We start from the raw sequence: 9,398 nt of genomic DNA on the forward strand, positions 1-9,398 counted from the left end.
AAGCGGGCCGCGCTTGAGGCTGCCGGCCTGCGCGGATCGGGTTTCAGATGCCGGGTCCGCGGTTTACTTGACTGCCTTGCTGCGGTGCCGATGTGTCAGCCGTTATGCCGACAATTGACACGGGTACGCGATGAGCCGGAGCGGCGCCAAAGTAGCCGCCTGGGCCGCGTGTGGCCTGACACAGCTCATCGGCGCGGCGGTGTTCTTCCTGCTGCCCGACAACGTGTCACGGCCAATGTTGGCGGTCGCGCTCACCGCGGTGAGCGTGCTGGCGCTCGTCGTCGGTACCCGCCGCGTACGGCCCGAAGGCCGGGTCGGATGGCACCTGATGACCGTCGGTCAACTCCTGAACGTCGCCGCGTGGGGCTGGTACCTCTACCCGGTCGCGGCGTCACGGGAACTGCGCTGGCCCTCCGTCGCCGACGCGCTGTTCCTGCTGTCGTACGCGGTCACCGCGCTCAGCCTGATACTGCTGGCACGCCGTAACGGGGCGGACCGACGGGCGCTGCTCGACGCGTCGATTCTCGCCACGGTGGCCGCCGTCATCATGTGGATGGTCGTCGCCGAACCCGCCGCTGCTCGCGCGTCGGGCCCGATGGACCGACTGGTGACGACCGCACACCCGTTCATCGGTGTGGTGTTGCTCGGCGCCGCGGTCGCGTTGGCGTTCACCGTCCACCGGTCGCCGCGCTCGCTGCTGATCCTGCTGTGGGCCGTCCTCCATCTGGTTGGCGACACGGTCTTCGACACCCAGGTATTGAACGGCTCGTTCCGCCTGGGCAGCCCGATGGTCGCGTGGTGGCTGGTGTCGTTCGCCCTCCTGTCCGCCGCGGCGCTGAACCCCGGCACCCCGCACCTGCGGCTCTCGGTGCCGCGACGGCTTCGTTCCGCGATCGTGGCGGCCGGCGTGCTGCCGCTCCCGGTGCTGCTGGCGATTCGCGCGTTCCAATCCTCGACCAGCAATGTCGCCGTGGTCGCCGTCGGCTCGTTCGCGGTGACCGCTCTGGTGCTGCTGCGGCTCTCCCTCGCGGATCGCGACAACCCCACGACGGTCTCGACCCGCGCGGTACTCCGCCGGTCGACGGTGCGGCTGTGCGCCGGGTTCCTGATCCTCGCGCTGATGCCGCTCACCGGACTGACCTACCTCAGCGTCAGCCAGGCGAAGAAAACCGTGGACACCGAGGTACGGCGCAGCCTGACCGCCAGCGTCGATGTCAGCGTCGCCTACGTGGCCGACCAGATGAACGCGGTGAAGGAACTGGCGGCCTCCTACGCCGAGCGTCCCGGTGTGGTGACGCAGATGGCCGCCGGGGAGCGGGCCGACCTGGTCAAGATGCAGGAGCACCTGGCTTCGCTGCAGTCACGCGGTCCGCAGTTCATCGGCGTATGGGCGATGGACGCGAGCGGCAGGATGCTCGCGTTCGACCCGCCGCAGCCCGGCATCATCGGCAGGAATTTCGACTTCCGGGACTACCACCAGGGCGTCATGCGCACCGGCAGGCCCTACGTCTCCACCGCGTACCAGGCGGCGATCACGGGAAACCCGCGCGCGGTCGCGGTCACGGCGCCGGTGATGGTCAACGGCCAGGTCATCGGCTCGATCGGGATCGGACTGCGGCTGGAGGCGGTGGCGGCGTTCACCGCGCGGCAGGCCGACATGCAGAAGGTCAATCTGAAGGTCGCAGACCGCAACGGCGTCCTGCTGGCCGGGCCGGGCAGCGAGCAGCCGGGCCTGCCGTCGGTTGCCGGGGACCCGCACGTGAGGGCGGCGCTGGCGGGGCGCAGTGGCATGGTCCGCGGCACGGACAACGGCGTTGACACCCTGTCGGCCTACCGCCCGGTGCCCGATCTGGGGTGGGCGGTGCTGGCCAACGTACCCGCCAGCGAGGCGTTCGCCGGAGCCGACCGCTTCACCGGACGGGTCCTGGCCGTGGCCTCGCTGCTGGCCCAGGTGCTGCTGGTCGGACTGGTGATCGCGGTACGCGCTGAACGCCGTCGGCGGATGGCCGAGGCCGACGTGGCCAGGCGGGAGGACCAGCTCAACTCCATCCTGGAGGCGGCCGGTGACGCGTACGTCGCGGTCGACGTCGACGGATACGTGACCCGGTGGAACACCCGCGCCGAGAAGATGTTCGGTTGGACCGCGCCGGAGGTGCTGGGGGAGGCCGCCACCGACCTCATCATCCCCGGCGACGACGCGCAGGACCGGCGGGACAGGTTCCGCGCGGTGCTGGCCGGCGGCCGCTCCTCCCTGCCTGACCACCCCGTCGAGGTGAGGGTCCGGCGTCGCGACGGCACGGTGTTCCCGGCCGAGATGACGATCTGGTACTCCAGGAGCGGCACCGACGTGACCTTCAGCGCCTTCCTGCGTGACATCACCGATCGCAAGCGCTACGAGACGGAACTGGCGGCCGCCCGGGACGAGGCCCTGGCGGCGTCGCGGATGAAGTCGGAGTTCGTGGCGAACATGAGCCACGAGATCCGCACGCCGATGAACGGCGTCATCGGACTGACCACGCTGCTGCTGGAGACCGACCTCGACGCCCGGCAGCGCGACTACCTGACCACGGTGCAGAACTCCGCCGACGCGCTGCTCAACGTCATCAACGACATTCTCGACTTCTCCAAGATCGAAGCGGGCAAGCTGGAGATCGACCCGGTCGACTTCGACGTACGCGCGCTCGCCGAGGACGTGGTGAGCCTGCTCGCCGCCACCGCGCAGGCCAAGGGGCTGGAGATCACGGCGGCGGTGCACCCCGCCCTGCCGCCGACGGTACGGGGCGACGTGCACCGCATCCGTCAGATCCTGACCAACCTGCTCTCCAACGCGGTCAAGTTCACCGACCGGGGCGAGGTGATCGTCGAGGTGGGCGTCGGGGAGGCGGTCGGCGACGACGGGATCCGATCCGTGACGTTCGCGGTGGTCGACACCGGCATCGGCATTCCGGCCGACGGCCAGGCCCACCTGTTCGAGGCGTTCACCCAGGTGGACGCATCCACCACCCGCCGCTACGGCGGCACCGGCCTCGGCCTGACCATCAGCCGGCAACTCGTGGAGCTGATGGGCGGCAGCATCGGGGTGGACAGCATGGTCGGCGCCGGCAGTCGCTTCCACTTCACCCTGCCCCTGCGCAGCGGCGTCGAACCGCACGCCCACCCACCGGCGCCGGCGGACCTGGCCGGGGTGCGGGTGCTGATCGTCGACGACAACCCCACCAACCGCAAGGTCGTACGGGACCTGCTCACCATGTGGGGCATGCGCCCCTGGGCGGTGCCCGACGGGAAGGCCGCGCTCGCGGCGCTGCGGGCCGCCGTCGACCGTGCTGACCCGTTCGCCGTCGCCCTTCTGGATATGCACATGCCCGGCCTCGACGGGCTCCAGGTGGCGCGGGCCGTTCTCGCCGACGATGCCCTCCGCTCGACCCGACTGGCCATGCTGACCTCTACCAACCAGGCCGGCGAGGCCCAGGAGGCGCGCGAGTGCGGGATCGAGGCGTACCTGACAAAACCGGTACGCGCGGCCCAGCTCCGCGCGGCGCTGGTGCAACTGCTCGGCCGGGCGACCCGGCCCGTGGTCGGCACCGGGGAGCCTGACAGGCGCGCCGCACCGTTGGATGACGGCCGGCCGGCCACGAGGATTCTGGTGGCCGAGGACAACGAGGTCAACCAGCAGGTCGCGGTCGAGATGCTGGCCAGCCTCGGTTACGCCGCCGACGTCGCCCCCGATGGCGAGCAGGCGCTGCGGATGCTGGGCACCCAGCGGTACGACGCGGTGCTCATGGACTGCCAGATGCCCAACCTCGACGGTTTTCAGGCCACCGAGCGGATCCGGCGGATGGCCGCCCCGCTCGACACCATGCCCGTTATCGCGCTGACCGCCTCGGCCCTGCCGTCCGACGAGCAACGCTGTCTCGACTCCGGGATGGACGCCTTCCTCACCAAGCCCCTGCGTAAACACCAGCTCGACGCCGTCCTGCGGGAACACCTCCTCCGGCAGACGGCCGAGGTCGCGGCCGGGCCTTCGAGCGCTGCGGAGCCGAGCGCGGGGCCGGACGGGGTGCTCGATCCGGACGTGCTGGAGGAACTGCGTGAGATGGGGCCGGCGTTCGTCGACCGCGTCCTGAAGTCATACCTGCGCAACGCGCCGGACACCGCCGCGGCGATCAGAGCCGCGGCGGCCCGGGAAGACCTGCAGGAGCTGGCCAGACTGGCCCACAAGCTGCGGGGGAGCAGCGGCACGCTCGCGGGATGGCAGCTCGCGGCCACCTGCGGGGCGCTGGAGGAGGCCGCTGTCGCCAACGACCGCCCCGCCGCCACCGCCCTCGCGGTCAGCGTCGAAGAGCAGACGGGAGTTACCTGCGAGGCGCTACGTGCCGCGCTCTGCGTCGACTAGCAATACCTCCCGCCAGCCAAGGTTCACAACCTGTCGCGCGTCTGCCCTTTCATCCGGTAGGGCGACGAGCAGACTAAACCCTAGTTGGCGGTCTCTACCGTTACGTTGGGGTAGCGATGGCCGTGTTGTGCGAAGAACGTGTCGAACATGTGCAGTGGTAGCGGCTCAGGGATGGGGTACCGGGCGGGTATGGCGCGAAGCGCCCGTTGGTAGCTGAAGACGGCCGCGAGGTCGCTCGGGTATCGGCGGATGTCTACTCCGGCGAACATTCCGGTGACTCGTGCGCGTTGGAGTAGCGTCCGCCACTGGTCGACCGTGGTCAGTCCGACGGATTCCACGCCGTGGCAGAACAGCATGAGATGGAGGAAGTCGTAGGTGTCCGACTCGTCGAGATAGCGTGCGAGAGCTTCGGCGGAGTGTTGCACCGGGAAGACGCTCCAGTACGGTACGCAGCCGGTGAGCAGAGTCCACCGCGGTTCGAGAAGGATGAACGACTCGATGAGCAGGCGATTGGACGGCATCCCGCGCTCGGCGTACCACCAGCGGTACAGGTCGGCGACGAGGGGACTGAGGGCTTCGGGGTCGTTGAAGATTAGTCGGCGAACCTGGTATCCGTGCCGCCGCGCGAACGCGATCACGTCGTCGCGTAGGGCCGGCTCGAACCCCCACTCGGCTTCGGGGCTCTCACCGTCGGATGGCGGAGCCTCCCAACGGGTGCGCGGAATTCCGTAGCGGCGTAGGTATGCGGCCACACGAGGATCGCCGTCGCGGTATTGGTGTGGTTCGAGGCCGCCGACGGCGCCGAATTGAAACACGTGTCTCTCGCTGACCTGGGTGGTGGGCCAGCGCCGGGTGCACTCGGCGAGGAAAAGGACCGCACCGGTGTCCAGCGTGTTGGTGAGGAACCGTTCGTACGCTGGTCCGAGCCGGGTGCGTTTGACGCGGAAGTAGGCCATCCGGTGCGACGTGAGCCGGTCCTGGTTCGGATCGTGCATGTGGTGGAGTACGAGGTCTGGATTGCGGGTCAACAGCGCCCGGGCGGTGTCGTTGAAGGCGTGTACGGCGCGCATTGGTTCATCGGGAGGCACGTGCCGCTGGCGCAGAGGGAGCAGAAGCGTCTGCGGTAACCACGCGATGCCCAGGGCCGCGCATAGGTGCACGAGGGCACCGTTGGACGAGCCGAGAACGACTGCTGGGTACCGCCGCTGTGGATAAAGCCGGACGATCGCGGCGGCGATGTCCTCGATGTCGACAGCGGCGAGCCGCCCGGGCGGCCGAGCCTCTGCTCCGCTGGCCACGCTGTAGATCGTCTCTCGTAGGCCGATCGGAAGCCGGTTCGCGGCGATCGCGAGCGGCAGCAACGCGCGAGCGGACGGCCTGCCCAACGGTGGCGTGTCACGGCCGTGCAGGAACCGGGCGGTTGCGATCGCCATCGCGGAAGCGGAGTCGAACCCGGCCACGTCACGTGAAAACGTCATTTCGCCCCCGGTCCGGCTCTTACCCCGGACCGCCCGTCGTACGCGCGCTTTCGGTTACCGGCGTGGGGTAACCGGGGGGTATGAGGGACAAGAACCGGTCCTACGCACCACCGTTTCCGCGCAACGTGATCACGTCGTACCACGACGGCCCGCTGGGCCGGATGCGCAGCCGCGCCGTGGGGGAGCCGCGATCGGGGGTACCCGAGGTGGTGCTCGTTCAAGGGATGGGGGTTGCCGACTATCTCATGCCCGGACTCGGCGCCTTCGGCGAGTGGACCCGGGCACACCTGGTCGAGCTGCCCGGTTTCGCCGGCAGCGGTGACCCGCCCCACGAGCTCACCGTGCCGGAGTTCGGCCGCGCCGTCGCTGACTGGCTCACCGCCCGGCAGCTCGGCAGGGTGGTGCTCGCCGGCCATTCCAGCGGCACACAGGTTGCGGCACAGGCCGCGATGGGTCACGCACATGTTCCCGGCGTCGTACTGGCCAGCCCGACGGTGGATCCCGTCGCCCGGGGCCTGATGCGGCTGCTCGTCCGCTGGCGTTTGGACGGGCGCCGGGAGCCACCGGGGCTGACGCAGTCGCACCGCCCCGAGTGGAAGCGGGCGGGCGGTCCCCGGCTCGCACACCTCGTGCGCGCACATCTCAAGCACGTCATCGAGGAGCCAGTGGCGCGGCTTGCTGTCCCATTACTCGTCATCCGGGGACGTGACGACGTGATCAGCACGCGTCGGTGGGGGCGACAGCTGGCCGCGCTGGCGCCCGCAAGCGAGTACGTCGAAGTCGCCGGCGCGCATACCTTCCCGTGGCGGGACCCGCACGCATGGTCAGAACCCGTGCGCCGCTTCGCGACCAGGCTGACCTGACACTGGTCCGAACGTCTCCCTGCGGAGCTGCGCGCCACAACGGCGGATGAATGTGCGCGCAGAAGCGCCCTGGCCGTGGCCGACGCGGGTCGAGCCGGGCGGCGGAAGCTAGTCCCGCTTCGCGGTGCTCCGGGGGTGGGCCGGCGCGCACACCCCGTGCAGTAACACCGTCATTATCGAGTCGGTCAGCGTCTCGGGCGGCGTGGACTCCCGGGCCCAGACGAACGTGTAGACGAACAGACCCAGGATCGACTCGACGAACGCCAGGTCCAGCTCCCGGAACTCGCCGTTGGCCGCCCCGTCCGCCAGTACGCGCCGCCAACGGTCGAGATACTCCTGGCGGCGCTTGAGGACCTGCGCCTTGCCGTCGTGTCCCAGCGCGCTGTACTCGCGGAGGAACACGGTCCACGCGGCCAGGTCCGCCGCCATCGCGTGGCCGAGGTCCGTCCCGAGGTTGCGCAGCTTCGTGGTCGCGTCCGCGTCGGTGCCGAGGATGCGGTCGCTGCTGTGCAGGACCCGGTCGATGGGGTCGAACATGATCTCCAGCAGGAGCTGCTCCTTGCTGGCGATGTGGTGGTAGAAGCCGCCTTTCCCGAGCCCGACCGCGTCGAGCAGCTCGGACAGGCCGGTGCCGTGGTAGCCCTGGCGCGCGAACAGCTCGGCGCTCGCGGTGAGGATGCGGGTCCGCGTGTCCTCGCCCCTCGTTGGCATGGTCGTCCCTTTCGTGCGCCAGCTCTGCTGAAGATCGCGGGTTAAATTTCTGTTTCCACCCTACCGACCGACCGGTCGGTACGATAGCGTCCCCTCCCAACGCGGTACCGACTGGTCGGTCGGTAGCCATCCGAGGTCCCGGAGGGGGAGACGTGCCGGAGAGTGGAGTCGGAGAGGGCCTGCGTGCTGTCTACGACAGCCTGGGCTCGGCTCTCGCCGCGCGCGCCGGCCTTGACCTCCGGTGGGGTCCGGAGCTCGCCCTGGACGGTTCCGCGGCCGCCGCTGCGCTGCGCGCCGCCGGGGCGAGCTGGGAGTGGGTCGCCCTGGGCTTCGCCGGTCGCCCCTTCTGGGACCTGCACGTGGGCATCCTCCCGCTCGAGTCGGGTTACTCAATCGGTTTGCATTGGACCTCCGCCTTGGACCACGAAGTCCGTCCCTGGATGCAGGTCGCGGTGCCCGGGGGAGCCCTGCAGTTCGCCCCGGTGGCCGGAGAGTACCAACTGCTGTGCCCGGGCGCGCAGCGCGCGGCAGTCCACAGTGCCCAGTCTGCCGTAGGGGCAGCCCTGGAAATCGCGTCGCGGGTCCTCCCGAGGGTTCACCGGTGATGACACGCGCCGCTGAGGTGTTCGCATGATCAGGTTGCAGCACAAGGGAGAAGACATGCGGTTGAAGAGGGCAATGGTCGCCGCCACGTTGGCGGGTGCCAGCCTGCTGTTCGCCGGGTGCGGTGGCGCGACGGGCGGTTCGGGCTCGTCGGCGAGCGGGTGCGACCCGAAGGACATCGGGCCGGGTGTCACGGACAGCGAGATCCGGGTCGGCACGACGATGCCGTTGTCGGGCTCCGGCGCGGCCGGAGGCCTCGGCACAAAGGAGGGCCAGGAGGCGTTCTACGCGAAGCTGAACGCCGAGGGCGGCGTGCAGGGCCGGAAGATCAAGCCCATCATCCTGGATGATGCGTACGACCCCTCGACGGCGCAAAAGCAGATGCGCCAGCTGGTCGAGAAGGAGGAGATCCTCGTCGTCTCCGGCGGCGAGGGCACCCCGAACTTCCTCGGTGCCGTGCCCTACCTCGACCGCAAGAAGGTGCCGGCCATCGCGCCGTACGCGCCCAGCGACGAGCTCGGCGGCGACAAGAACCCGTACGTCTTCATGGCGACGGTGGACTACATCCAGGAATTCGAGATCCTGACGAATTACGTGTTCAAGCAGGAGTCGCCGAAGAAGATGGCGCTCGTCGGGGTTTCCGGCAACGTCGGCGACAACGCGAAGCTGGGTATGGAGAAGGCGCTCAAGGGCAAGAGTACGGAGCTGCTCTACGTTCCTGAGACGCCGGGCACGACGGACTTCACGCCGATCGCTACGCAGCTGAAGAAGTTCGACGCGGAGTACGTCTTCCTGATCCTCACCAACGCCGACACCGGCGGCCTGCTGCAGGCCATGTCGCGGATCGGGTACAGCCCGAAGACGGGCGCGTGGGCCGGGATGAGCGACGACTCCTACATCAAGGAGTTCGGGGCGCTCTCGCAGAACATGCTGGTCGCGCTGGAGACCGCGTCGCTGAAGAGCGACAACGCGCAGGTGAAGCAGTTCGTCGCCGACTTCACCAAGCAGACCGGCAAGGCGCCGAGCAAGTTCAACGAGCTCGGCTGGGTGCAGGCGCAGCTCACGGCCGAGGCGCTGAAGCGTGCCAAGGGCCTCTCGCGCGGCTGTGTCGTCGAGGCGCTCGAGTCGTTCGACAAGTTCGAGACCGGGATCGTCCCGCCGGTGACGTGGGGCAAGGGTGACCGCGCCGGCGTCGACGCGGTCGGCATCGCGCAGATCAAGGGGAATGACCTCATCGTCCTCGAAGAGACGCAGTCCCTCCAGAAGTGACCCCTCCGGTGGTGGGGCGGGCACGCAACGTCCACTCTGGGTCGGCTTTGGCTCGTGCAGCATCAGCGAGCCGCTGACCGA

The 9,398-nt window shown here is 69.2% G+C and carries 5 protein-coding genes; 3 read left to right on the plus strand and 2 right to left on the minus strand.

The genetic code is table 11. From position 1 onward, the window contains the following. Positions 1-130 precede the first annotated feature (130 nt). The gene (locus AB0J06_RS23535; protein ID WP_357431371.1) at positions 131-4,393 is read left to right on the plus strand and encodes a response regulator; all 4,263 of its coding nucleotides are present in this window, start codon (positions 131-133) and stop codon (positions 4,391-4,393) included. 80 nt (positions 4,394-4,473) lie between these two features. Here AB0J06_RS23535 and AB0J06_RS23540 read toward each other — a convergent pair whose 3' ends face one another. Beyond that, on the minus strand, positions 4,474-5,826 hold the full coding sequence (locus tag AB0J06_RS23540; RefSeq protein ID WP_357431373.1) for a hypothetical protein: 1,353 nt from the start codon (positions 5,824-5,826) through the stop codon (positions 4,474-4,476). A gap of 125 nt (positions 5,827-5,951) precedes the next feature. On the opposite strand from AB0J06_RS23540, the gene AB0J06_RS23545 reads away from it, so the two are divergent. Next, entirely contained in the window at positions 5,952-6,734 is a 783-nt protein-coding gene (locus AB0J06_RS23545) for an alpha/beta fold hydrolase (protein WP_357431375.1), read from the plus strand. A 108-nt stretch (positions 6,735-6,842) separates the two neighbouring features. Here the strand turns inward: AB0J06_RS23545 and AB0J06_RS23550 are convergent, their stop codons facing one another. Next, complete coding sequence (locus tag AB0J06_RS23550; protein ID WP_357431377.1) at positions 6,843-7,445, minus strand: TetR/AcrR family transcriptional regulator; 603 nt, start codon at positions 7,443-7,445, stop codon at positions 6,843-6,845. A gap of 660 nt (positions 7,446-8,105) precedes the next feature. On the opposite strand from AB0J06_RS23550, the gene AB0J06_RS23555 reads away from it, so the two are divergent. Continuing rightward, on the plus strand, positions 8,106-9,317 hold the full coding sequence (locus AB0J06_RS23555) for an ABC transporter substrate-binding protein (RefSeq protein ID WP_357431379.1): 1,212 nt from the start codon (positions 8,106-8,108) through the stop codon (positions 9,315-9,317). Positions 9,318-9,398 lie beyond the last annotated feature (81 nt).

The organism is Micromonospora sp. NPDC049679, from assembly GCF_040659735.1.
Classification (GTDB): domain Bacteria; phylum Actinomycetota; class Actinomycetes; order Mycobacteriales; family Micromonosporaceae; genus Micromonospora_I.